The organism is Sediminibacterium goheungense, assembly GCF_004361915.1.
Lineage (GTDB): Bacteria > Bacteroidota > Bacteroidia > Chitinophagales > Chitinophagaceae > Sediminibacterium > Sediminibacterium goheungense.
On the sequence record NZ_SNWP01000010.1, the window covers coordinates 1,564,374 to 1,586,231 of the forward strand.

The following is a 21,858-nucleotide window of genomic DNA, read 5'->3' on the forward strand; positions in this document are numbered from 1 at the left end:
TTTTCACAGAGTAGGGCACGGAGTTACATCGAGGTCTTACTAGCCATATATCCTCTTCCGGACTTTCGGACTCTCCCGACTACCGGACTTGCATAAAAAACCCCGGAAATTACCCGGGGTCTTATTATTATTAAGATGCAGAAGCTTAATTATTCAACATCAAAGGCATTACCAGCATCAGCAGGTCTTCCCCTTCGGCTTGTTCTGTGGGTTTAATCAGACCCGCTTTGGTAGGGGTTGATAGTTCCATTTTTACGTCTTCGGTATCTGCTGCGCTCAGCATTTCGATCAGAAACTTGGCGTTGAAAGCAATCTGAAGGTCTTCACCATCATACTGACAGTTCATTCTTTCATTACCCTCAAAGCTAAAATCAATATCCTGGGCGGCCATCTGTAATTCGCTGCCAGTAATGCTCAAAGCTACCTGGTTGGTGCTTTTGTTACTGAACACATTTACACGACGCAATGCATTCTGGAAATCGGCTTTGTTTACAATTAGTTTGTATGGATTGTCTGCAGGAATCACCACCTTATAATCGGGAAAACGTGCATCAATCAGTCTACAAATCATCTGTGTTGAACCGTGGTTTACAAAAAGATGGTTGCTGTTATAACTTACGGTAATGGCATCGTCATTGTCAGGCAATGCATTCTTTAACAGGTTCAATGGCTTTTTAGGCACAATGAATGAATCTGTTTTAGAAGCTTTTGCATCTGTTCGCTTGTATTTTACCAGTCGGTGTGCATCAGTAGCTACAAACTGTACCGCATCTTTCGATAATTCAAAAAATACACCTGTCATGGCAGGTCTGAGGTCATCATTACTTACTGCAAAGAGGGTTTTATTGATGGCAGTCAGTAATCCACTGCTGGTCATTTCAAAACCGGTAGTATCATCAGCAGCAGGTTCCTTAGGGAAATTATCCGGGTTTTCCCCCATGACTTTATACTTACCGTTATCGCTGGTGATTTCGATGGCGAAATTTTTGTCGATATTAAACGTAAGTGGTTGATCTGCAATGTTTTTTAAAGAATCCATTAGGATTTTCGCCGGGATACAAACCTTACCGTTTGCCTTACTTTCCACGTCCATCTGAACACGCATCACGGTTTCCAGATCGGTGGCTACTACATTGAGTTTTTTATCCTGTATTTCAAATAAAAAGTCCTCCAGAATCGGTAAAACCGTATTCGCATTAATTACACCACTGATCTGCTGCAGGTGTTTTAAGAGAGAAGAGGAAGAAACAATAAATTTCATTCTGTGGAATTTAGATACGCAACAAACCTAATGCAAAATGTTAACATTCCGCAACCAAAATTCAGGGTAATGATTCCGGGAAAAGCAACAATGTGAATGAGTTGTGGATTGGATCAGGAAACCCGGCCAAGGCTTTCCAGCAATTCCTGGTAACGCATCCGGGTAATGGGCTTTACAATATAATCTGTTACGGAGCTATACTGGTGTGAGCGTCTTATATCTGCATCATCTACAGAAGAGCTCACTACATAGAGCAGCATATTTTTGGGAAAATCGTTACACAATTTTTCATACTCATCTAAAAATTCCCAGCCATTCATAACGGGCATATTGATATCTAGAAAAATCACATCGGGCAGGTTCGCTATATCCTTGCTATTTTCGCCTGAGAAAAAAGCAAGTGCTTCACTACCGTCATAAAAAGACTGGATATTTTTGGCCATACCGGTTGCTTCCAGCATTTTTCTTGCTGTAAACTGATAGATCTTGTCATCATCAATTAAACAAACCGAATGTTGAATAAGGCTCATTGAACAGGAATTCAGGTTTACAAACAAATATAACTAATAAAAGTACAATTTATTGTCCACCATATGTTTCGCAATAACCTAACCCCCGATCAGGCCTGGCAAAAAATAAAACATTACTGTGCCTATCAGGAGCGAAACCATCAGGAGGTTAAGGAAAAGCTTTTTGGCTTTGGTATACGCAAAACCGATGTTGATCTGCTGATCAGCCGTCTGATAGAGGAAGATTACCTGAATGAAGCCCGTTTTGCGGTACAATTTGCCGGCGGACACTTCCGTCTGAAGAAATGGGGCAGGGTAAAAATTATATATGAGCTGAAGCAGAAAAGGATTAGTTCTGCAAATATTAAATCTGCCTTAAAAGAAATTAATGAGGAGGATTACAGAGCTGTTTTACAAAAAATGGCGGCTGTTAAGTGGCGTTCCTTAAAAAATGAACAGCACCTCAACCGGCGCGCCAAAACCACCCAATTCCTCCTCCACAAAGGGTATGAACCACAACTCATTCACGAAGCCATTGAGCAAATCAGAAGAGCCGATAAGGAGTAACCGGGATAACATTCCATGTTGCCCATCAAGCGTACCGACATTATAAAGGACACCACAAAGAACATGAGATAACGGAGGTTGCGCAGAGAATATTCGGGAATAGTTTATCTTAGTTTACCCAAGGCCCCCCTGATGAAGCTACTGCTTGCGATTGTCTGCTTTCTGATATGTTTTTGTTGTATTGCGCAACAGGAGAAATTGTTGCGGAAAGAATTTTCGTTTACCACAGAAAATGATGCCTTTCTTTTTAAAATTAAAGATGCCTATTATACCAACGGCATTTTTTTCAACTACCGTATAGCCGACAGTACCAGCCAACGTAAAAAAATTCACTCATTTACCCTAGGGCAGAAAATATTTACACCTGCTTCCCGAAAAGCAGAAACCACCAATGAAATTGATCGACCTTATTGTGGTTATCTCTTTATGCAATACACACAAATCAACAGTTATAAAAAAGATGCGCTATTACAATGGGGTGGTAATATTAGTCTGGTAGGTAAAGCATCATTGGGTGAAGCCCTTCAGAATACATATCATAAACTACTCGATTATAAGCGTTTTGAAGGATGGAAATATCAGGTGAGAAACGCTATGGGTTTAGATTTGTATGGTTCATATGCCCAAACGCTCTTTCATTACAGAAATACTGTTAAGCTGGTTCCTCTGGCAGAAGCCACATTGGGTACCAACTTTACCAATATAAAAGCTGGCGCTATTTTCTGCTTGGGGGCATTTGAAAAAAATAATCGTTCTGCACTCTTCAATACAAGGGCTTCATCGGGATATGCATTGCCGGAAAAGAAAACAGAACTCTTTGTATATACTTACCCTGCCTGGATACTACAGGTATACAATGCAACTTTACAGGGCGGGCTTTTCAGCAAAGGCACTGGAGCAGTATTGGCAAAACCTGAAACATGGGTTTTTGAACAACGTCTGGGCATTTGCTTTGCTCAGGATCGTTTCAGCAGTCGTATTGAATTTGTACACCAATCGAAAGAAACCGCCATACAACTAACCGCCCAGAATTATGGCTCACTGCAAATAGGTATCCGTATGTTTTAATGAACATCCTGTCTTCTTTCCGATTAACTTGCAGTTATGTCATCACTTAGTTTTTCTATTATTCAGTCTTCACTATACTGGGAAGATAAAACTGCCAATCTCCAAATGTTTGAGGAGAAAATCAATAGTATTAAAGAAAAAACAGAAATCGTTGTACTACCCGAAATGTTCAGTACCGGTTTTAGCATGCGCCCGGAAGCATTGGCAGAAAACATGGATGGTAGTTCGGTTCAATGGATGAAAGGAATGGCTGCCCAAAAGAAAATCATACTCACAGGTAGCCTGATTATACAGGATGGCGATCATTTTTATAATCGTTTGTTATGGGTATTACCCAATGGTGAGCTTGGTTACTATGATAAAAGACATCGTTTTGCTTTTGCAGGAGAGGACCAGTATTATACAGCAGGAAATAAACGTTTGATTGCACAGGTAAAAGGATGGAGAATCAACCTGCAGATTTGTTACGATCTGCGTTTCCCAGTATGGGCACGCCAGCAAACGAATGAACAAGGACCCGAATTTGACGCCATCATTTATGTGGCCAACTGGCCCGAAAGAAGAAGTCATGCATGGAAGACTTTGCTTACAGCCCGTGCCATCGAAAACCAATCGTATGTAATTGGTGTAAACAGGGTGGGTAATGATGGTAACAATATTTACCACAGTGGTAATAGTATGGTAATAGATCCGTTAGGTGAAGTTCTGTACCATAAAGAACACGATGAAGATATTTTCAGCATTACGCTACAAAAAGAATCGGTGGAGAATGTTCGTTCGAGATTTCCTTTTTGGAAAGATGCAGATAGCTTTTATATAACGCAAGACCAGAGGCAGGGAACAGAGAAATAAGGAATATGAAATCTTCAAAGTAAGGGGAGCTATAGCTGCCTTACAAAAAATATTCAGGAGAAAATAATTTTATGCGAGAGCGCAACACTTATTTTGCCAACCGTTTATTTACCGGCAGCCGATGGCTGGAACAGCAGGTGGTGGTTACAGAACGATCTGCCATTGTAGATATTGTACCCGCTACAGTTATTCATGAACCTTATACTGCACAGTTCCCTGTAATGGCACCCGCTTTAATGGATATTCAGATTTATGGTGCGCATGATCGCCTACTCTCAGTATATCCGGAACCCGCTTCACTGGAACTTTTGTACCATTATTGCAGAGAGGGCGGTGCCGCTTATTTTCAACCTACAGTGGCTACCAATAGCTATGATGTTTTTAAAAAAGCGATTGATGCAGTTGCTGCTTACCAGAAAAACGGTGGAAGGGGCTGTATGGGTCTACATATTGAAGGCCCCTGGATCAATCCCGTAAAAAGAGGTGCACATTTAGCAGAATTTATACATGTACCAACGGTTGATCAGGTGCAAGCTTTACTTGACTATGGAAAGGGTATCATCACTATGATTACCCTGGCGCCTGAAACCTGTTCAGCGGATATCATCAACCTCATCCGATCTTATGGTATTGTAATTTCTGCCGGACATAGTAATGCTACTTATCAGCAAGCAATCGATGCATTCAATAAGGGCATTCCAACAGCAACACACTTATTCAATGCCATGAGCGCATTACAGCATCGTGAACCAGGACTGGTAGGTGCTATTTTCGATCATGAGTCGGTAATGTGCAGTATCGTACCCGATGGCTACCATGTAGATTTTGCAGCCATCCGCATTGCTAAAAAACAAATGAATGAAAGACTGTTTGCCATTACCGATGCGGTTACCAATACCACCACCGGACCTTATCCGCATAAGCTTAATGGAGATAAATACGAATCGAATGGAACCCTGAGTGGTTCTGCATTGAATATGATAGGCTGTGTAAAGAATCTCGTTCAAAAAGCACATATTACACTGGATGAAGCCTTACGTATGTGCAGCCTCTATCCGGCACAGGTAATGGGTCTTTCACACAGAACCGGTAGAATTGAAAAGGGCTACAATGTAGCAATGGTGGGCTTAACAGAGACACTGGAAGTTTTGAAAGTGGTGGATGAGTAAATACCGCAGGGAACACATAAAACTCAGCAAACCACATGTAACAGAAGCAACCTTGGTCTTAAAGCTTCTGTAGTTGTACTATCATCTGTGGAAGAAATGTTTCTTTGATATTCCAGACTATAGAATAATCTATACCAAAATAGTCATGAACAATTCTGTTTCTGAAACCGCGAATCTTATGCCAGTCTATTTCATTATGTATCTCTTTAAACTCCTCAGGTAGCCCTATTTGCAGCTTCACCAATAATCTCAAAGTTTCTGATAACTGCATCAACCGTCTTGGAATCGGTTGTAAAATCCTCTAAAGTCAGGCCTTCGGTATAGTCCAGAATTTTCTGTCCACTTTCGAGTATATCTTCTATTAGTAAACCGGTGGATCTTTTAGACATATACAATATCAGATTCTATTGCCTGATAATATTTAAGTTTAATCCCTTTTTTAGATACAAGATCAATTTTTCGTTTGAACTTTTGTTCAAGATAATCAGCCAAATCAATAAACTCTACACCAACAGGTTTGGAAAAATCTACGATAATATCGATATCACTTGTAGCAGAAGAGAAATCGTCTCTTACAACAGACCCAAAAAGACCGATTTCACTGATTGCGTATTTTTCAATCAATTACGGCTTTAGTTTAACCAGCATGCCTTTTATAGACGCTAATTGTGTTATACTACAAAGATACGAAACCCTCCGATAATCTATTATTAAGGTCTAAGATGCTGATAATCAGATAGTGTTTGACGTAAAGATTCTTTCACTTCAAAAGATAAGTATTCGCTCATTCTCTTACCTGTTATCGTTAGAGGCACCAATCATCTTCTTCACTTCCGCCAGTTTAATATCATATCCTTCTTTTATTGCCTGAGAAGATGGCTTGATTGTAATATCAGGTATAATACCATGACCCTTGGGGCGGTCTTTGTCCATTACCAAACGATACATGGGTAAACTCACCATTATACCCGAGTTGGGTAACGTGATTTTGGGAATATGCATGGCTGAGTTACCATAATAGCCTCCACCCGTTTCTTCACCCACTACTTTTACATTCGGCTGGCCCTGCAGTTGTGAAATAAACATGGTGGCGGCAGAAAATGTATAACCACCCTGTATCAGGTACACTTTACCATTGTAATGATGCGTTTCTCTCGGCATATATTCATGACGCTCATACCTTCTGTAATGAATTTTTCCATCTTTTTCTTTGCTGGCACCGAAGTTCATAGCAAACCAATAAATCAAAGTTGGTTTGATATAACGGCCGTAGGTAAATTTTCTGCTGATAGCTGCTACTGTATCGCCTACCCTGAAAGGCTTATCAATTAAATATTGAGTAAGCCTTATGCTATTACTCACATTACCACCGCCATTCTCTCTCAGGTCCATCACAAGGTTTTGTATGGATAGTTTTTTCAGCGTCCTGAATGATTTTCTAAAAAAACTCTTTAACCTGCCGCCGGTAAAGGTAGTGAGCCTTATATAGGCCGTACTTGCGGCTGAATCAATTAGCATACTCCTTTTATTGAGGAGAGTAAGCTTTCTTATTTCCCTTCTTGTTAAACGCGGTTCTTTTATCGCTTCTTTTTTTCTGCCTGTATCTATTACCGGTCGATAGGCTTTTATCGTCGTTTCTTTTTCACTATTGGTTGAATCGATATAGCGAATGATATATACAGAATCCTCATCACCCAGAATGGTTTTATACCAACCGGGAAAGTTCCCACTGATCACCTGGCTTTTATGGTTTATGCCATATCCATCGGTACTGATATATTGATACATGGTGTCCAGTAGCTGTGCCGGAGTTCGTTGATTGATGGCAGTAATGATGGTACCTCGTTTGAAAATGCTGTCGTTCCGATGGATACTACCTAATACTACCAGACTATCGTCCCATGCTTTGACAGACAAGGGAAATTGCGGGTAGCGATACAGACCAGCTATTTTACCATATGCTTTTGAAAAGCGAACGGTAGTATGGCCACATCGTATACGTGCCACCAGTTTCGAAACGAGGTTTTTGTATGTTGGCTCATTCAATGAATCGGTAATACCAGCAATGGTTTCCTGAAAATAGTAATCAATGCTGTCTTTGGGTGTGTACCAATACAAACTGGGATGATTGGCTTCCAGTATTTTTTTCAGTAGTACAATATCTTCTATCAATGGTGCCGCTGCCATTTTGGGTAATGGTGGCGGCATACGTTGTGCAGATACCTGTTGCCAGATACCCGCAACCAATACCAGCACTGCAACCATTGAGCTTACTGTCTTCATAAGCGATTATTGCTGAAAGGCATTCCAGCCTTGTGCAGTGATGGCAAAACTATTACCTCCTTTGGTGAGTAATTTGCAACCTTCTTCCAGTTCTGTCATATAGCCAATTACACTGATCTCTTCATTCAGTGTAATTTTTTCATGATCTTCCTGTTTCAGGGTAAAGATCAATTCATAATCTTCACCTCCATTCAGGGCACACACCGTAGGATCCAAACCAAATTTGAATGCTGCTTTTCTGCTGTCTTCTGCAATCGGAAGTTTCTCTTCATAAATACGGCAGCCCAGGTTACTCTGCTTGCAAAGGTGAAGTACTTCACTGCTGATACCATCACTTACATCCATCATGGCTGTAGGTACGATCTTTTGGCTTTCAAAAAAAGCAATGATATCTTTTCTGGCTTCTGGTTTTAACAGCCTGCCTACGATATAGCTTTCATTTTCGAGATCGGGTTGCACCTGTGGATTTTCTAAATAAATTTTCTTTTCTCTTTCCATCAAAGTCAACCCCAGAAAAGCACCCCCCAGATCGCCACTCACACAAATCAGGTCGCCTTTTGATGCGGTGCTTCTTTTTACAAACTGGTCTGGTGTTACTTCACCAATAGCTGTTACTGAAATAATCAATCCTTTCTGAGAAGTAGAAGTATCTCCGCCAATCAGGTCAACCCCATGTTTTTCACAGGCTATATGTATGCCTTCATACAGTTCATTGATGGCTTCCACACTAAAACGATTGCTCATGCCAATACTCACGGTTATTTGTGTAGGTGTGGCATTCATTGCATAGATATCGCTCAGGTTTACCATCACCGCTTTATAGCCAAGATGCTTTAACGGTGTGTACATAAGATCGAAATGTATGCCTTCCAGTAGCAGATCTGTACTGATCACAGTCTGTTTACCAAAATGGTCTATTACTGCCGCATCATCGCCCACACCCAGTATGGTGGATGCATTATGTGTTTCGAAATTACGCGTCAGATGATCGATTAAACCAAACTCACCCAGGGTTTGTATTTCTGTTCTTGTTTCACTCATAATTAATATTGAATAATGAATACCCAATGTTCAACCGCGAAATCAGATATTCGATATTTCTCTGTTCCTCTGTTTCTTAACGCGACTCCACAGCTGCCCCATTCACAATGGCTACCAGTTCATCGTGAATTTTTCCGTTGGTAGCAATGATGTGTGGCTGATAGGGAGAGTAATACGCTCCTGTAAAGTCTGTTACCTTACCTCCTGCTTCTTCCACCATCAGAAAACCGGCTGCACTATCCCATGCCTGTAATTTATGTTCATAGAAACCATCGAATCGACCCGCAGCTACCCAACAAAGATCAATGGCCGCACTACCCAGTCTTCTTACGGGCACACCCTTTCTGATTAATTTTTCGAATACCTGTAAAGGTCCGTTTTCCATGTCCAGATAGGTATAAGGGAAACCGGTTACCAGACAGCTTTTAATGACTTCTGTTTTATCACTTACCTGTATTTTTTTATCGTTCAGTGTGGCACCAAAACCTTTCTGTGCAAAATAAAATTCATTGATAAAAGGATTGTACACCGCACCGAGTATCATTTGTCCATCCTGCTCAATACCAATACTCACACAACAGATAGGAATACCGTTCGCAAAATTTACGGTACCATCAATCGGATCAATGATCCATTTATAAGAAGAATCCTGTACAATTTCTCCCGTTTCTTCACTCAAAATAAAATGATCGGGATAATCCTGTCTGATCACTTCAAAAATGGCTTTCTCCGCCGCGTGGTCGGCTTCTGTTACCAGGTTATTGATTCCTTCTTTATTACTGATTTTGAAATTACCATTGAAAAATCGCTGTAATTCTGCGGCACCAGCCTCGGTAGCCTTGATAAGGGTTTGTTTTAGCATGCTGCAAAAGTAACGAGATGGAAGAAGAAATCAGGAATCAGGAATAAGAAATAAGAAGTCAGATTGTCATTGTGTGGAGATAGGGTGCGTATTCCTGCTTATTATTGCAGTAGAAAATCTTTATTTGGAGCTGAGTATCATCATAGTAAATTACAGGGTACCCGTTTTTCTGGAGCAATGTATTTTATCCGTAAAGCGCTCGATGCAGCAGATTAGCGGTGAAATTATTGTAGTCGATAATGCTTCGGAAGATAAAAGTGTTGAGCATCTCAGGAAAGCTTTTCCGGATGTGCAGTTTATTTTTTCTCCAACCAATATTGGTTTTGCCAGGGCTAATAACCTGGGACTGGCACATGCCAGCGGGCAGTATGTTCTTTTTCTGAATCCCGATACGCTGGTACCTGAAAACACCCTATCACATTGCGTACAATTCCTGCATAAGAATATAAGTTGCGGGGCCGTGGGTGTGAGAATGATCAATGGATTTGGAAATTATTTACCCGAAAGTAAAAGAGCGAGACCTGGCTTATTGAATGCCTTTTTCAAGCTTACAGGTGTCGCGGCTTTGTTTCCGAAATCAGGATGGCTGAATCATTATGCACTCGGACATCTTTCTATTCAGGAACAACATCCGGTAGCCATTCTTGCTGGCGCATTTATGATGGTGAGAAAAACCATTCTTAATCAGTTGGATGGTTTCGACGCCGCCTTTTTTATGTACGGAGAAGATGTAGACCTTTCTGTACGTGTTCAGCAACTGGGTTATTCCATTTTCTATCTGGGCGATGCCTGTATCATTCACTATAAGGGTCAAAGCTCGCGTAACCGAACACAACAACAGAACCGTATTTTTTATAAAGCCATGCGTTTGTTTGTACAAAAACATTACAGATTGGGCGGTTTATTAATTCCTTTTATTTTTCTGGTGCAGTGGATGGCTGCTTTTCGCAAATGGCTATCACCGCCCCGTTCTGTTATGCCCATGCTCAACAGTGTTTCTTCTGCTTTTGTATTGGGCGATTTGGTTGCCTGTGAACATGCCCGGTTGCTCATAAACAACAGATCTAAACCCGGCATCATCAAAGGTTGTATCGGTATTCAGGAAAAAGCCCTCTCACAAATAGGACACCTGTCTGAGCTGAGTCTGCTTTGTCAGCAATACGATATTAAACAACTGATTATATGTGTGCCTGATCTTTCGTTACAGGAAGCCACACAACTGATGACAAGGCTCAGGGGATTATTTTTCAGATTTGTATTTACGGGTTCCGATTCCTTACCATTTAACAACTGACAAGATAGTTTTAGTAGTTTTTACTGTAGTTTCGTATATTCAATTAACCTGAGACCTAACGATGTCTATCCTTGATATAAAATTGCCAAATCGTATTTTAAAAGCATTAAGGCTGCCGCAGAATAATCCGCGCAGACAACAGATCAGGGTATTAAAGAAGTTATTGCGCAAGGCCAGATTTACTGCTTTTGGTCAGCAATACCGTTTCGATGAAATTTTATTATCGAAACATCCGGGGAAAAAGTTTCAGGAACTGGTACCTACTTATAATTATAATAAGATTCATAAAGATTGGTGGCATAAAACCCTGGAGGGTATTCCCGACATATGCTGGCCGGGTAAAATACGATACTATGCGCTCAGCAGTGGTACGAGTGAGGCCGCCAGTAAATATATTCCCGTAACCAACGATCTGCTCAGCGGTAACAAGATTGTGATGATCAAACAACTGTTGAGCCTGCGTAATTATGAAAATATACCTTATAGTTCCATCGGCAAAGGATGGCTCACCCTAGGGGGTAGCACCGATTTACAAAAAGAAGGCCCTGGCTATTATGCCGGTGACCTGAGTGGGATTACGCAGAAAAAAGCGCCTTTCTGGTTTCAGCCCTTTTATAAACCCGGAAAAAAAATAGCCAAACAGAAAGATTGGAACAAAAAACTGGAAGAGATTGTTGACAAGGCCCCTGAATGGGATATCGGTTTTCTGGTAGGCGTACCTGCCTGGATCCAGATGTGTATGGAAATGGTAATTGAGCGATATAAGCTCAATAATATCCACGAAATGTGGCCCAATCTGGCCTTCTTCGTTCATGGCGGCGTAAGCTTTGAACCCTATAAAAAAGGGTTTGAAAGATTACTGGGTAAGCCCATTACCTATATTGAAACCTATCTGGCAAGTGAAGGTTTTATTGCTTACCAGGACCGTCAATTTGCAAAAGGCATGCGGCTGGTTACCAGTGAGCATATTTTCATGGAGTTTGTTCCTTTTGATGATAAGAATTTTGATGCCAATGGCGATATGATTGATAATCCGGAAGCACTCATGATTCATGAAGTGGAAGAAGGAAAAGATTATGCCTTACTCATCAGTACCTCAGCGGGCACCTGGCGCTATTTAATTGGCGATACACTTCGTTTTGTTGATAAGGAAAGATGTGAGATTGTCATTACAGGCCGTACCAAACATTTTTTAAGTCTTGTAGGAGAACATCTGAGTGTTGATAATATGAACAAAGCCATTCAGCTGGCAAGTGAGCAGATGAATATCTGTATTCCTGAATTTACGGTAGCAGGTGTTCCTTATGGCAGTTTTTTTGCACACCATTGGTTCGTTGCCTGCAACGATCAGGTAGATAAGCAACGGTTGACTCGCCTGATTGACGAGAAATTAAAAGAACTGAATGATGACTATGCTGTTGAGCGTAAAAGTGCACTCAAAGAAGTGATGCTTGATGTGTTAACGGAAGAACAGTTTATGGAATTTATGCGCTCAAAAGGTAAAGTAGGTGGCCAACATAAATTTCCACGTGTACTGAAAGGAAAGATGCTCGAAGACTGGCAGGCATTCCTAAAAAAAGAACTGGTTCCCTGATGAAATATCTTTTTATTTTCGCCTTGTTGTTTTCACTTTATGCAGGAGCACAGGCTCCGGCTATGGGTATACTAAAAAGAAGGGCGCCGGAAAGTTTTCAGGTATTATTCAAAACTACCAAAGGCGATTTTGTGCTGGAAGCTTATAGAAGATGGTCTCCTATGGGCGTTGACCGTTTATATCAGTTGGTAATTACGGGCTATTACAATGCAAGTTTTTTCTTCCGTGTTGAACCGGATTATCTGGTTCAGTTTGGTATTTCAGATAATATAGAGAAAAATATTTTCTGGCTTAGTAAAAAGCTACGTGATGAGCCAGTACTGCAGCTGCACAAAAAGGGCATTGTTGCTTTTGCGCGTAAACAAGCCAACAGCAGGGCTACCCAACTCTTTATTAATATGAAGGATAATCCTGAATTTGATACTACTGTGAAAGAAGGTGTGAAAGGATATACACCCATTGGTAAAGTCATTAAAGGCATGGATGTATTGGTAAGATTAAATGGCCAATACAGTAAAAAAGTCGCTGCCATGCAGGATTCTATTTATAGATACGGTAATAGCTATCTCTTTGAAAATTTTCCAGGGCTGGATATGATTATTTCGGCAAAAATTCTGCGCTAGATTCATCCGTTAATCAAAACAAGACTGTTTTTTAAAATTATCCGCTTATTTTGAGTACCTAACCCAATGACCGCTGAATGATAGCTCCACTGATGAAAGGATTGATACTGGGTCTTATTCTCAGTATTTCTGTTGGCCCTGTTATTTTTGCCATAATAAAGCAAAGCATCAATAACGGGCATAAAGCGGGTTATGTTTTTGTAGCAGGCGTTTCTGCCAGTGATATTACATTGGTAATGGTCTGTAATTTTTTTACCGGCCTTTTTAATACAGCACTTTCTTATAAAAATACGATTGCCATTGCAGGGAGTATTTTTTTAATTGCCGTTGGCGTTTATACCTTATTCTTTAAAAAAGTACAGGTTGATGAGGAGAATAAACTCCTTACCAAAACCTTCCGGAAAAGAGATTATGCAGGCATTTTTCTTTCAGGATATTTTATGAATATGCTGAATCCCGGTGTATTTCTTTTCTGGTTTGCCTGGACCACTTTAATCATGGCCGATTCACAAACAGCTACACATCCGGGCGAATACCGCTTTATTGTTTTTACTACCTGCCTGCTCTTTGTATTGCTGGCTGATATTGCAAAAGTGGTTCTGGCAGGTAAGCTACGTTCACGGCTCAATGCAAAGAACCTCCGTTTTATCAATAAGCTCTCGGGGTTAATACTGATTGGTTTTGGTGTAGCACTCTGCTGGGGTGTACTAGCCTTGTTCAAATAGGTTTAACAAAGGCTTAAAGAAAATCCATCGTTTCCTGTTTATCTTGCTGCTGCATGAGACCATTTTTACTGCTGCTTATTCTTCTTTTTTGTTTCCATTCTGCTACAAAAGCGCAGTCGGGTGTACTCGTATTCAAGAAAAAAAACCAGAATATCCAAAGTTGGGTAAAAGACGATTTTATCCATTTTCAATATGTAACTACTCAATGGATTGATGGAAAAATTAAACGTATCTCCAAAGACTCCGTTTTTTTAAATTGTTATATCCTGAGGCAGGTGGCAGGTGCTTTTGGCCTTCCCATGATGGATACTTCCTGGATTGGCCCGATGGGGGTACATATTTCAGAAATCATCGGCATGCCCGGCAATCGCTTTAAGAGTGGCATGTTTACCAATGGTTCTTTATTGAAGCTTGGCAGCGCCGGCTATATTTTCCTCAACCTTTTTAACAGCCTCCAGAAAGGAGAAGCTGTTTTTGCCTCTTATAATCTTCGGCGGATTGGTATTGCAGCAGGTGTATTTTTAGTGGGTCATCTGCAGTCACTGAAATACAAATCGTATTACCGTATGGGAAGAAAATATTCCATGCAGATCATTGCAGCTCAATAAGGTTAAGTAGTATCTTGTTCTTTCATGACACAAAAAATATCCCCGATAAAAAGAATATGGCGCTTTATATGTCGTACCTCTCTCTGGTTGTTTCTTACTTCGCTGGTGTATATCATTATCTGTCGCTGGGTAATGCCTCCTATTACCATTACACAGCTATCGAATAGTTTTTCTTATGGACTAAAGCGTGATTATATTTCCTGGAAAAAGCTACCCTATAATTTGAAACTGGCGGCAATTGCCAGTGAGGACCAGACTTTCCCTGACCATGGTGGTTTTGATTGGGATGCGATTGAAAGAAGCATGAAACCTAAAAAGAAGGGAAAGAAAACAAAAATTCCATTGGGTGGTGGTGCCAGTACCATTACACAGCAAACCGCTAAAAACGTTTTTCTCTGGCAGGCTGGCGGAATTACAAAATATATCAGAAAAGTACCGGAATTGTATTTTACGAAGATGATTGAATGGATCTGGGGCAAACAACGCATCCTTGAGGTATACCTTAATGTTATTGAAATGGGACCCGGTGTATTTGGCGCAGAAGCAGCAGCAAGAAAATATTTCGGCAAACCGGCTGCACAGTTATCACGTGCAGAAGCAGCAATGATTATTGCCAGTTTGCCCAATCCTAAAAAGTTTTTGCCTAAACCTATGAGCCGCCGTGTTGCCTGGCGCTATCCACAGATATTAAAACAGATGCAGAATATTGAAGATGATCCTGATTTACAGGCTTTGCTAAAGTCTGAATAATTCAGGGTTGTATGCGTAAACTGTCTACTGCTGTTATGGCCTGCTGTAATCTTTCTTCATAGTTTCCGGAAATTTCTACCCAGGGTGTGTTCTGATTGATCATGATATCCTGGTAAATCTGATAAAGTTCCTGTCGGGGTTTTTCATCGGGATACTCCCTGAGTTCATCCGGTGTCCATGGAAGGTCTGGTTTGCAGAGCAGGTAAAGATCATATTTACGTTGTATAATTTCATCTAGAATGGAATGGTGACATTTCTGAAATACATATTCACACCATACTTTCATTACATACATATCCGTATCAACAAATAAAAGTGGTTCGTGCTTTTGTGATCTTAGCGATTTTGTATTAATCCATCTATCATTCACCTTTGACCATTCACTATTCACCATACCTTCATACTCATTTTCCAGTGCCAGCTGTCCTTTGGCAATCGTTAACAGATCATCAAATGTATAGTCAGTTCCATTGGTTAATAAATATTCCCGCGCAAATTCAGGGCACCATAATGTATGATAATGCTGTGCCAGTAATTCACACAAAGTACTTTTGCCCGTTGACTCTGGTCCTAGTATTACGATTTTATGCACCATTTTTTCTTTACTCCGTGTAACTCACTGCAGTACGTTGTGTAACTCCGTGGTAAAAAACCACAATGTTACACAGAGGTGAACGGAGGTCTTACATAATTTTATTTTAGCTGTACGCCTGCGCGCTTTTTCCATTCAATTAAACCTGCAATAGCAAGAACAAAAAGAATCAGGAACTGCACGCTTGTAAAAACATACCCTTTCACAAAATATAACGGTATAGATGCCATATTTGTTGCGATCCACCAGATCCAGCTTTCGGTCTTTTTTTTGGCCATCAGCCACATACCTGTATATGCTGAAGCACTGGCAAATGCATCGGCCCATGGAATAGCTTCGGGTGCAAAACCCTTTTGCAACCAGTGTAGCAAGATAAAAATGAGCAGATAAAAGAAACCGAAAAAAGCCAGTTGTTGTATCCACTCCTTTTTTGAACTGTTGGTTATATGGAGTATCCTTGTTTGTGTATAAGCATCTTTTCTCGTCCAAAGTATCCATCCGTAAATACTCATGACCGAATAATAAAAATTCACACTGGCTTCTCCGAATAATTGACCCTTTAGACTCAGGTATATATAGATAATAGTGTTAACGAGTCCAACAGGATAGACCAGAATATGTTCTTTTCTACTGAACCATACACTGGCAATACCTGCTATCACTGCTATAAATTCCAGCGTGCCTGTTTGCCGGATACCGCTGATAAACTGATCTATGATTTCCTGAAAACTCATGATGATACAGCAAAATACGGCTTCAAAACGGAAACTGTTACCACTATGGCTATAAGAGGGTATTAATTTTCGGGGATGGTGAATTGCAGCAACAATTCCTGGTCTTTATACAATTGTAATATACCGCTGTTAAACTGATAGCGGTTTACAGCAGAAAGGTGTTTCAGGTAAAGCGATTCGAGCTGCATATCTGTACAGGCCATTTGTGTTGAGCCTACGCCGGATATGATTAATTTACCATTATCAAGTACTACTCTTCCGAAATAACGGTTGCAACCTGCTTTCCCTGATATTCTTCCGGTTCTTTTATCGAATGAAATATCTGGAATGGCTCCTCCGCTCACCTGTTCCATCTTACCGTTTCGGCTGATTCTTGCCAGTGGCAGCGATACCTGATCGGGAATAGGTATCACTTTCTGCACATAGGTTTTCGATCTTTCCTTACTTAGTACTTTCAGTAAATAATAAGTATAGGCTGATGCATCAGCGGGTGGATTTTCTCTTTTCACCCGCATGATTTCAAGTTTGTAATTGTATCCTTCTTCGTACGTAAAACCATCAATACCTGAGTAAAATAAGGCATAGGGTTCTCCTGGCTTTTCTTTTACCTGTAAACAAGGTCTGCTGCTAACACCGTAACAATCGGCCTTGGTATCGGCCACATAAAAAATCATCCGCTGTGCGGATACTGATGACAGAAAAAAGAGAAATAATATGGTGAGATTACTCTTCATTACACTTCAATATAAGCAAACAGCATACCATAAGCTATCATTTCAGCTTCTTTTAACAGATTCCCTTTGCTTAAACGCAATAAAAAATCATTTTATTGAATTAACAGAGCAAATAAATAATTTATCCAAGTGAGATCAATCCATGCTGGATAGTTTTTCCATGATGTGAAGCATGGTAGGCTGTAAAATAGATCATTTCCCGAAGGGTAATCATGCCGAGTAGCGGGTGAGGCAGTATATATTTATCTAATGCGAACTCCTTATAGCTAGCGGTTCTGCGTATCAGTTGGTTGGTCACTTTTTCAAGTTCCTGCAGTAATCTTCCTTTTTCTGTTACCGCTATTACCGTAGGGGGGACAAAAGCTGCAGAAGCTCTTCCACCTGCCTGCAGTTTAATGTGGTAACGGTCTACCAATGCATCATAACTGCGGGAAGGCCTGTTGGCCACACCAAAGCGCCAGCTCAGTATAAAAGAAGGTATAGCAAAAGCCTTACTTACCGGGGTTACACTTTTTATGAGGTGATCTACCTGTTGCAGCGCATTCCATTTTTCATGGGGAGCGTGTAATAAGGAGCGGTCATCGAGTTGAGAAACCTGTTGTATCAGCTGTGCATAGTTCTGTTGCAGCAACTGAATCATTGCCTCTTTCTCCATGTGATCAATTTTGCAGGGTTTGGGGAGTAGGCAAATATAAACGATGTTAGGCTATGTTAACAAAAACAGGTATTCCTTATCAAAAGATTCAGCATTTTCACCCGATTGCAATAAAAAAGCGTTGTATACGGATGCATACAACGCCTTAAAAAACCAAACACAATATTTTATTCGGCCTCGGCCACCACTTCTTTTACTTCAGGTATCATTCTTTTCATCATACCCTCAATGCCCGCTTTTAAGGTAATCATGGAAGAGGGGCAGCCACTACAGCTTCCCTGCAGCATAAGATTTACCACACCTTCGTTGTAGCTTTTAAACTGAATGGCACCACCATCCATTTCTACCGCAGGTTTCACATAATTCTCCAGTAATTCTTTTACCCTCTTTACAATATCATCATCATCTGCACTTACGGTATTGGAAGCTTCCTGTTTTACCTTGGCTACTTCTTCTTCATTCACTACCACACCGCCATTTTCAAGGTATTCTTTCAAAAATTCTTTAATGGTAGGAATCACGTCCTGCCAGTCTTCTGTATCTGATGTTTTGGTAAGTGTTACAAAGTTGCTGGCGATAAATACACTCTTAATGAATGGGAAGCTAAACAGTTCCTTTGCCAGTGGTGAAGGACCAGCCAGTGCCTCTTCTGCGAAATCGATGCTTTTACCCGGATACAGGAGTTTATTGGCCACAAACTTCATGGTCTCAGGGTTGGGAGTCATTTCCGTATAAATACTGATAACGGGATTACCTGTTTTAATCATAACACGATGCTTTTAACAAACGATAAGCAAATACTTATCCTGATACAAAAATAATCAAAAGCGCGGGCATGAAGGAATTTACCGGTACCGTAACCGGGCTTTTTTCGGATATCGAAAGCCTGTGAAGACTACCAAAGTTCAAATCTGACTGAGCCTTCCAGCAGAGAAGCATCGCTTCTTATACCCTCTTTAGCCTGTGTAAATACCGGACGTTCTGAGGGTTGCGGAATGGAAAAATTAACTGCTCTGCCTGTATTTGAAGGCCTGGAACAGAGGGTTGATTGGTGGGGGGCAGCCAATACAACACTTGCCAGACAAAGCAAGTAGAGTACCATATTTTGTAATGCTGCTTTCATGTTTATTGTTAATTACCCGACAAAAGTATTCCTGTTTTTGCCGGTTTGCAACCACACAAATATGTGAAATGCACGTTTTTGCAGGTTTGAGAATCACATAAAAAGAATCCCGACGCTGATGGTCGGGATTGGTTTACACAGGCGTATTTTATAAAATATTGAGAATCAAATATTTAATATTGGAAAATGGTTTCCGAAACCGCATCAGGCATCCCTGTTTCTTTGGTTATGGTTTTACGCTTTATGGGATTTCCCTGATCATCATAGGTATAAGTATGGGTTACTGATGCATACTGCTGACCCGCTTTATCGTAATGCTTTTCTGTAAGCGGATTATTGGGAATAGCTGTTAAAGTGGGCAGATAAGGGTTGTTTTCAAACAATAAACTGGTATTCTTTTTATTATCATAAGTGCTCATCTCATATACATCCGTTTTCTCCAATGCACCAGTATTGTAGTCTTTATACCAGGAGCTCATGGTTTTGATATTGCCATTGGTATAATAATCCACCTCAAATCGCATGGTAGGCGTAGTACTGATCGGACCTCCATAACTGCTGAATACATCTGTGCGCCACAAACGGCCATCCTTGTAAGTATATTCATAATAAGCAATAACCGCATTATTGGGTGTTACCACTTCTACCTTGGTAATATCTGCACCGGTATATGTGTACTTATAAGTTGTTCCGTAAGTGGTCGACATCTGTGTGAGTTTATCGCCATTATAGGCAAGTTGATACACCGTAATATCATCACCACCGGTATTTTTTTCCAGTGTGGTAATTTTATTCGGCTGGCCTGCTGTATTATACTGAACAGCCAGATAACTACCATCATCGTAAGTAATCTTACTCAGCTTCTTCTGGTTATTAGGTGTTCCCGGATCTATGGGTGCCCCCGGATCAAATTCCTTGGTACAACCTGTTACGAGTAATCCGATCGTCAGTAAGGTTGCGATCGTTCTTTTCATCTTCTGTAAACTTCTTTTCATTTGGGTTATGGTACTATTTAACAATTTTTATTTCAGTTGGTGGAATGGGTGCAGGTACCGGATTCTTAATAGGAGGTAAAGACATCAGATAATGATATACAGAACTCAGGTCTTCATCTGTCATCTTCGCAATCATATACCAGGGCATCGGTGGCATCACCGGACGCCCTCCTTCCTGACCAAGATGTTTCCCCGTACGGATGGTTTTTACAAAAACATCTTCTGTCCAGTTACCAATACCAGTGGTTTCATCAGGTGTAAGGTTAACACCGAATGTAATACCCCATGGACCTACAAAAACTGTTGCGTCAGGCGACATTTTCATCCAGTTCTGGTCTTTGGCAATCGCTTCACTCAATGTAGGAATTCCTCTTTCTGAAGGATAACCCGACATCAGTTTGGTACTATCCGGTACAGGTCCCAACTGTGTCATGATCTTTGGAGAATGACAATCGTTGCATCCCGAAACAGTTACTAAATATTTACCGCGAGCAATCAATTCATCTTTTTCTTTCTGACGAACTTCTGTGATATCTTCTTTTTTGGTTTCTGTTTCTTTACTTTTTGCATCACTACAGGCAGCAATGGTTGCCACAACAGACAATACTACGATTGTAAGTGTGAGGGTTTTGTTTTTAAGTGTCATGTTGTTGTTTTTATGGTATTCCGTAAAATCAGGTTTCTTTTTGATTCCGGAACAAACATAAACCTGCAAAACCCTGCAAACTATCACACAAAAATGTGGTTGGGATGAAGGGAAGATGTGAATGGTGAGTGGTGAATGGTGAATGGTGAATGGTTTCTGGTTCGCATAATGGCTATTTCTTCTTCAGACCGAGAGAAAGATGGCTGTTATATAGATAGAAAACCTCCGTGCTACTCAGTGCCCACTCCTTTGCCGCTGTGGTTTTTTACCACAGAGGTACACAGAGTAATGCACGGAGTAGCACAGAGGTCTTATTACTAAAAATATCTTCTTCTGGTCTTTCCGACTTATTTACACAATCTTATTCCGGAAAGCTTTTGCCACAGCTTCGCTTTTGCTGTTTACGTGGAGTTTTTCGTAGATTTTTTTGATATGGGAGCGAACGGTATCGATGGCGATAAACATTTCAGCAGCAATCATTTTATAACTATATCCATTCACCAGTAATTGTAATACCTGTTTTTCACGTTCCGATAAATCATAATCTTCCCCTTTTTCGTTGTTGAGGGAAGAAAACATTTTCAATACCTGGGTAGCAATAGAAGAAGTCATTGGTGCACCTCCCGTTTGTGCTTCCTGTATATATTCCAGTAATCTTGCGGGTGGTGTTTTCTTTAGTACATATCCGTTGGCGCCATTGCTGATGGCATCAAATACATTTTTATTATCGTCGAACACAGTAAGCATCAAAATTTTTACATCTGTATCTATCTCACGTATTTTTTTCAGTCCTTCAATACCATTGGTACCAGGCATGTCAATATCCATGAGTATTACATCAGGCTTAAAGGCCCGTACTTCATCTTCTACATTATTACAGTTTTTAAAGGCAGACAATACTTCAAATCCATCTGAGCCGTTGATGAGCATAGTTAATCCTTCACGTAACTGGGGGTTGTCTTCGTAAATCAATAATTTGGTCATAAGGTCCTTTTACAAGGTCAAAGCTAACAGTTGTGCGCCGCGTAACCTATCGCATAATAATGTTAGAGTGAGTAGTCAGTGGTCAGTAGTGAGTATTTGGAAGCTTTTACTCAGTACTGACTACTCACTACTCACTGCTCTCTTTTAAAGTTACCATTCCTCTCTCCATTTGCAAAATTTTGCTCTGCA

27 protein-coding genes are annotated in these 21,858 nt (G+C 40.6%); 10 read left to right on the forward strand and 17 right to left on the reverse strand.

Annotated features, from left to right (window positions below; translation table 11 throughout):
* Positions 1-145: 145 nt before the first annotated feature.
* Both dnaN and BC659_RS06665 read right to left on the reverse strand, forming a co-directional pair.
* On the reverse strand, positions 146-1,261 hold the full coding sequence (gene dnaN, locus BC659_RS06660) for a DNA polymerase III subunit beta (RefSeq protein ID WP_133473885.1): 1,116 nt from the start codon (positions 1,259-1,261) through the stop codon (positions 146-148).
* A 113-nt stretch (positions 1,262-1,374) separates the two neighbouring features.
* Positions 1,375-1,791 (reverse strand): response regulator, encoded by a 417-nt coding sequence (locus BC659_RS06665; protein WP_133473886.1) that lies wholly within the window; start codon positions 1,789-1,791, stop codon positions 1,375-1,377.
* Between the two features lie 63 nt (positions 1,792-1,854).
* Here BC659_RS06665 and BC659_RS06670 point away from each other — a divergent pair, with 63 nt between their 5' ends.
* From BC659_RS06670 to nagA, 4 genes are all read left to right on the forward strand, one after another.
* Complete coding sequence (locus BC659_RS06670; protein WP_133473887.1) at positions 1,855-2,337, forward strand: regulatory protein RecX; 483 nt, start codon at positions 1,855-1,857, stop codon at positions 2,335-2,337.
* A 132-nt stretch (positions 2,338-2,469) separates the two neighbouring features.
* The gene (locus BC659_RS06675) at positions 2,470-3,405 is read left to right on the forward strand and encodes a lipid A deacylase LpxR family protein (protein ID WP_133473888.1); all 936 of its coding nucleotides are present in this window, start codon (positions 2,470-2,472) and stop codon (positions 3,403-3,405) included.
* A 36-nt stretch (positions 3,406-3,441) separates the two neighbouring features.
* The gene (locus tag BC659_RS06680) at positions 3,442-4,257 is read left to right on the forward strand and encodes an amidohydrolase (RefSeq protein WP_133473889.1); all 816 of its coding nucleotides are present in this window, start codon (positions 3,442-3,444) and stop codon (positions 4,255-4,257) included.
* Positions 4,258-4,328: 71 nt separating this feature from the next.
* A complete protein-coding gene (gene nagA, locus BC659_RS06685) occupies positions 4,329-5,426 on the forward strand; it encodes an N-acetylglucosamine-6-phosphate deacetylase (protein ID WP_133473890.1) in 1,098 nt (365 codons plus the stop codon).
* A 58-nt stretch (positions 5,427-5,484) separates the two neighbouring features.
* Here the strand turns inward: nagA and BC659_RS17125 are convergent, their stop codons facing one another.
* From BC659_RS17125 to BC659_RS06710, 6 genes are all read right to left on the reverse strand, one after another.
* On the reverse strand, positions 5,485-5,697 hold the full coding sequence (locus tag BC659_RS17125) for a HepT-like ribonuclease domain-containing protein (protein WP_425470289.1): 213 nt from the start codon (positions 5,695-5,697) through the stop codon (positions 5,485-5,487).
* Positions 5,642-5,815, reverse strand: a complete 174-nt coding sequence (locus BC659_RS17080) for a HepT-like ribonuclease domain-containing protein (protein WP_211340715.1) — start codon at positions 5,813-5,815, stop codon at positions 5,642-5,644. Before BC659_RS17080 ends, BC659_RS17125 begins: the two co-directional genes overlap by 56 nt.
* On the reverse strand, positions 5,808-6,050 hold the full coding sequence (locus BC659_RS06695; protein WP_211340716.1) for a nucleotidyltransferase family protein: 243 nt from the start codon (positions 6,048-6,050) through the stop codon (positions 5,808-5,810). The genes BC659_RS17080 and BC659_RS06695 overlap by 8 nt, the downstream gene beginning before the upstream one ends.
* A gap of 168 nt (positions 6,051-6,218) precedes the next feature.
* Entirely contained in the window at positions 6,219-7,709 is a 1,491-nt protein-coding gene (locus BC659_RS06700) for a S41 family peptidase (protein WP_133473891.1), read from the reverse strand.
* 6 nt (positions 7,710-7,715) lie between these two features.
* Complete coding sequence (gene thiL / locus BC659_RS06705) at positions 7,716-8,750, reverse strand: thiamine-phosphate kinase (protein WP_133473892.1); 1,035 nt, start codon at positions 8,748-8,750, stop codon at positions 7,716-7,718.
* A 76-nt stretch (positions 8,751-8,826) separates the two neighbouring features.
* Complete coding sequence (locus tag BC659_RS06710) at positions 8,827-9,612, reverse strand: inositol monophosphatase family protein (protein ID WP_133473893.1); 786 nt, start codon at positions 9,610-9,612, stop codon at positions 8,827-8,829.
* A 73-nt stretch (positions 9,613-9,685) separates the two neighbouring features.
* Here BC659_RS06710 and BC659_RS06715 point away from each other — a divergent pair, with 73 nt between their 5' ends.
* The 6 genes from BC659_RS06715 to mtgA all read left to right on the forward strand — a co-directional run bounded on the left by BC659_RS06715 (position 9,686) and on the right by mtgA (position 15,206).
* Complete coding sequence (locus tag BC659_RS06715) at positions 9,686-10,906, forward strand: glycosyltransferase family 2 protein (protein WP_246027086.1); 1,221 nt, start codon at positions 9,686-9,688, stop codon at positions 10,904-10,906.
* Between the two features lie 61 nt (positions 10,907-10,967).
* Positions 10,968-12,500 (forward strand): GH3 family acyl-acid amido synthetase, encoded by a 1,533-nt coding sequence (locus BC659_RS06720; RefSeq protein ID WP_133473895.1) that lies wholly within the window; start codon positions 10,968-10,970, stop codon positions 12,498-12,500.
* The gene (locus BC659_RS06725; protein ID WP_133473896.1) at positions 12,500-13,123 is read left to right on the forward strand and encodes a peptidylprolyl isomerase; all 624 of its coding nucleotides are present in this window, start codon (positions 12,500-12,502) and stop codon (positions 13,121-13,123) included. Before BC659_RS06720 ends, BC659_RS06725 begins: the two co-directional genes overlap by 1 nt.
* Before the next feature lie 77 nt (positions 13,124-13,200).
* Positions 13,201-13,848: a LysE family translocator gene (locus BC659_RS06730; protein ID WP_133473897.1), complete on the forward strand. Its 648-nt coding sequence runs from the start codon at positions 13,201-13,203 to the stop codon at positions 13,846-13,848.
* Positions 13,849-13,901: 53 nt separating this feature from the next.
* Positions 13,902-14,456: a hypothetical protein gene (locus BC659_RS06735; protein ID WP_133473898.1), complete on the forward strand. Its 555-nt coding sequence runs from the start codon at positions 13,902-13,904 to the stop codon at positions 14,454-14,456.
* A gap of 24 nt (positions 14,457-14,480) precedes the next feature.
* On the forward strand, positions 14,481-15,206 hold the full coding sequence (mtgA, locus tag BC659_RS06740) for a monofunctional biosynthetic peptidoglycan transglycosylase (RefSeq protein ID WP_133473899.1): 726 nt from the start codon (positions 14,481-14,483) through the stop codon (positions 15,204-15,206).
* A gap of 1 nt (position 15,207) precedes the next feature.
* Here mtgA and BC659_RS06745 read toward each other — a convergent pair whose 3' ends face one another.
* The 9 genes from BC659_RS06745 to BC659_RS06790 form a co-directional block, all read right to left on the reverse strand.
* A complete protein-coding gene (locus tag BC659_RS06745; protein ID WP_133473900.1) occupies positions 15,208-15,801 on the reverse strand; it encodes an AAA family ATPase in 594 nt (197 codons plus the stop codon).
* A 98-nt stretch (positions 15,802-15,899) separates the two neighbouring features.
* Positions 15,900-16,532, reverse strand: coding sequence for a nicotinamide riboside transporter PnuC (gene pnuC / locus BC659_RS06750; protein WP_133473901.1), 633 nt, complete (start codon positions 16,530-16,532; stop codon positions 15,900-15,902).
* A 62-nt stretch (positions 16,533-16,594) separates the two neighbouring features.
* On the reverse strand, positions 16,595-17,266 hold the full coding sequence (locus BC659_RS06755) for a DUF4377 domain-containing protein (protein ID WP_133473902.1): 672 nt from the start codon (positions 17,264-17,266) through the stop codon (positions 16,595-16,597).
* A gap of 121 nt (positions 17,267-17,387) precedes the next feature.
* Positions 17,388-17,921: a DinB family protein gene (locus BC659_RS06760; protein WP_133473903.1), complete on the reverse strand. Its 534-nt coding sequence runs from the start codon at positions 17,919-17,921 to the stop codon at positions 17,388-17,390.
* Between the two features lie 167 nt (positions 17,922-18,088).
* Positions 18,089-18,688, reverse strand: coding sequence for a NifU family protein (locus tag BC659_RS06765; RefSeq protein ID WP_133473904.1), 600 nt, complete (start codon positions 18,686-18,688; stop codon positions 18,089-18,091).
* A gap of 128 nt (positions 18,689-18,816) precedes the next feature.
* The gene (locus tag BC659_RS06770) at positions 18,817-19,044 is read right to left on the reverse strand and encodes a hypothetical protein (RefSeq protein ID WP_133473905.1); all 228 of its coding nucleotides are present in this window, start codon (positions 19,042-19,044) and stop codon (positions 18,817-18,819) included.
* A 173-nt stretch (positions 19,045-19,217) separates the two neighbouring features.
* A complete protein-coding gene (locus tag BC659_RS06775) occupies positions 19,218-20,018 on the reverse strand; it encodes a hypothetical protein (RefSeq protein ID WP_211340717.1) in 801 nt (266 codons plus the stop codon).
* A 34-nt stretch (positions 20,019-20,052) separates the two neighbouring features.
* Positions 20,053-20,685 (reverse strand): c-type cytochrome, encoded by a 633-nt coding sequence (locus tag BC659_RS06780; RefSeq protein ID WP_133473907.1) that lies wholly within the window; start codon positions 20,683-20,685, stop codon positions 20,053-20,055.
* Between the two features lie 351 nt (positions 20,686-21,036).
* Positions 21,037-21,669 (reverse strand): response regulator, encoded by a 633-nt coding sequence (locus BC659_RS06790; protein ID WP_133473908.1) that lies wholly within the window; start codon positions 21,667-21,669, stop codon positions 21,037-21,039.
* Between the last annotated feature and the right edge of the window lie 189 nt (positions 21,670-21,858).

What these genes read in the sequence shown, in the direction of transcription:
- BC659_RS06775 (WP_211340717.1), bottom strand. Translation starts at nt 20,018, where the DNA reads ATGAAAAGAACGATCGCAACCTTACTGACGATCGGATTACTCGTAACA.
- BC659_RS06755 (WP_133473902.1), bottom strand. Translation starts at nt 17,266, where the DNA reads ATGAAGAGTAATCTCACCATATTATTTCTCTTTTTTCTGTCATCAGTA.
- BC659_RS06790 (WP_133473908.1), bottom strand. Translation starts at nt 21,669, where the DNA reads ATGACCAAATTATTGATTTACGAAGACAACCCCCAGTTACGTGAAGGA.
- BC659_RS06720 (WP_133473895.1), top strand. Translation starts at nt 10,968, where the DNA reads ATGTCTATCCTTGATATAAAATTGCCAAATCGTATTTTAAAAGCATTA.
- BC659_RS06680 (WP_133473889.1), top strand. Translation starts at nt 3,442, where the DNA reads ATGTCATCACTTAGTTTTTCTATTATTCAGTCTTCACTATACTGGGAA.
- BC659_RS06760 (WP_133473903.1), bottom strand. Translation starts at nt 17,921, where the DNA reads ATGGAGAAAGAGGCAATGATTCAGTTGCTGCAACAGAACTATGCACAG.
- BC659_RS06780 (WP_133473907.1), bottom strand. Translation starts at nt 20,685, where the DNA reads ATGACACTTAAAAACAAAACCCTCACACTTACAATCGTAGTATTGTCT.
- dnaN (WP_133473885.1), bottom strand. Translation starts at nt 1,261, where the DNA reads ATGAAATTTATTGTTTCTTCCTCTTCTCTCTTAAAACACCTGCAGCAG.
- BC659_RS06770 (WP_133473905.1), bottom strand. Translation starts at nt 19,044, where the DNA reads ATGAAAGCAGCATTACAAAATATGGTACTCTACTTGCTTTGTCTGGCA.
- thiL (WP_133473892.1), bottom strand. Translation starts at nt 8,750, where the DNA reads ATGAGTGAAACAAGAACAGAAATACAAACCCTGGGTGAGTTTGGTTTA.
- BC659_RS17080 (WP_211340715.1), bottom strand. Translation starts at nt 5,815, where the DNA reads ATGTCTAAAAGATCCACCGGTTTACTAATAGAAGATATACTCGAAAGT.
- BC659_RS06665 (WP_133473886.1), bottom strand. Translation starts at nt 1,791, where the DNA reads ATGAGCCTTATTCAACATTCGGTTTGTTTAATTGATGATGACAAGATC.
- BC659_RS06710 (WP_133473893.1), bottom strand. Translation starts at nt 9,612, where the DNA reads ATGCTAAAACAAACCCTTATCAAGGCTACCGAGGCTGGTGCCGCAGAA.
- BC659_RS06700 (WP_133473891.1), bottom strand. Translation starts at nt 7,709, where the DNA reads ATGAAGACAGTAAGCTCAATGGTTGCAGTGCTGGTATTGGTTGCGGGT.
- BC659_RS06675 (WP_133473888.1), top strand. Translation starts at nt 2,470, where the DNA reads ATGAAGCTACTGCTTGCGATTGTCTGCTTTCTGATATGTTTTTGTTGT.
- BC659_RS06745 (WP_133473900.1), bottom strand. Translation starts at nt 15,801, where the DNA reads ATGGTGCATAAAATCGTAATACTAGGACCAGAGTCAACGGGCAAAAGT.
- BC659_RS06670 (WP_133473887.1), top strand. Translation starts at nt 1,855, where the DNA reads ATGTTTCGCAATAACCTAACCCCCGATCAGGCCTGGCAAAAAATAAAA.
- BC659_RS06730 (WP_133473897.1), top strand. Translation starts at nt 13,201, where the DNA reads ATGATAGCTCCACTGATGAAAGGATTGATACTGGGTCTTATTCTCAGT.
- mtgA (WP_133473899.1), top strand. Translation starts at nt 14,481, where the DNA reads ATGACACAAAAAATATCCCCGATAAAAAGAATATGGCGCTTTATATGT.
- BC659_RS06725 (WP_133473896.1), top strand. Translation starts at nt 12,500, where the DNA reads ATGAAATATCTTTTTATTTTCGCCTTGTTGTTTTCACTTTATGCAGGA.
- BC659_RS17125 (WP_425470289.1), bottom strand. Translation starts at nt 5,697, where the DNA reads ATGCAGTTATCAGAAACTTTGAGATTATTGGTGAAGCTGCAAATAGGG.
- nagA (WP_133473890.1), top strand. Translation starts at nt 4,329, where the DNA reads ATGCGAGAGCGCAACACTTATTTTGCCAACCGTTTATTTACCGGCAGC.
- BC659_RS06735 (WP_133473898.1), top strand. Translation starts at nt 13,902, where the DNA reads ATGAGACCATTTTTACTGCTGCTTATTCTTCTTTTTTGTTTCCATTCT.
- BC659_RS06765 (WP_133473904.1), bottom strand. Translation starts at nt 18,688, where the DNA reads ATGATTAAAACAGGTAATCCCGTTATCAGTATTTATACGGAAATGACT.
- pnuC (WP_133473901.1), bottom strand. Translation starts at nt 16,532, where the DNA reads ATGAGTTTTCAGGAAATCATAGATCAGTTTATCAGCGGTATCCGGCAA.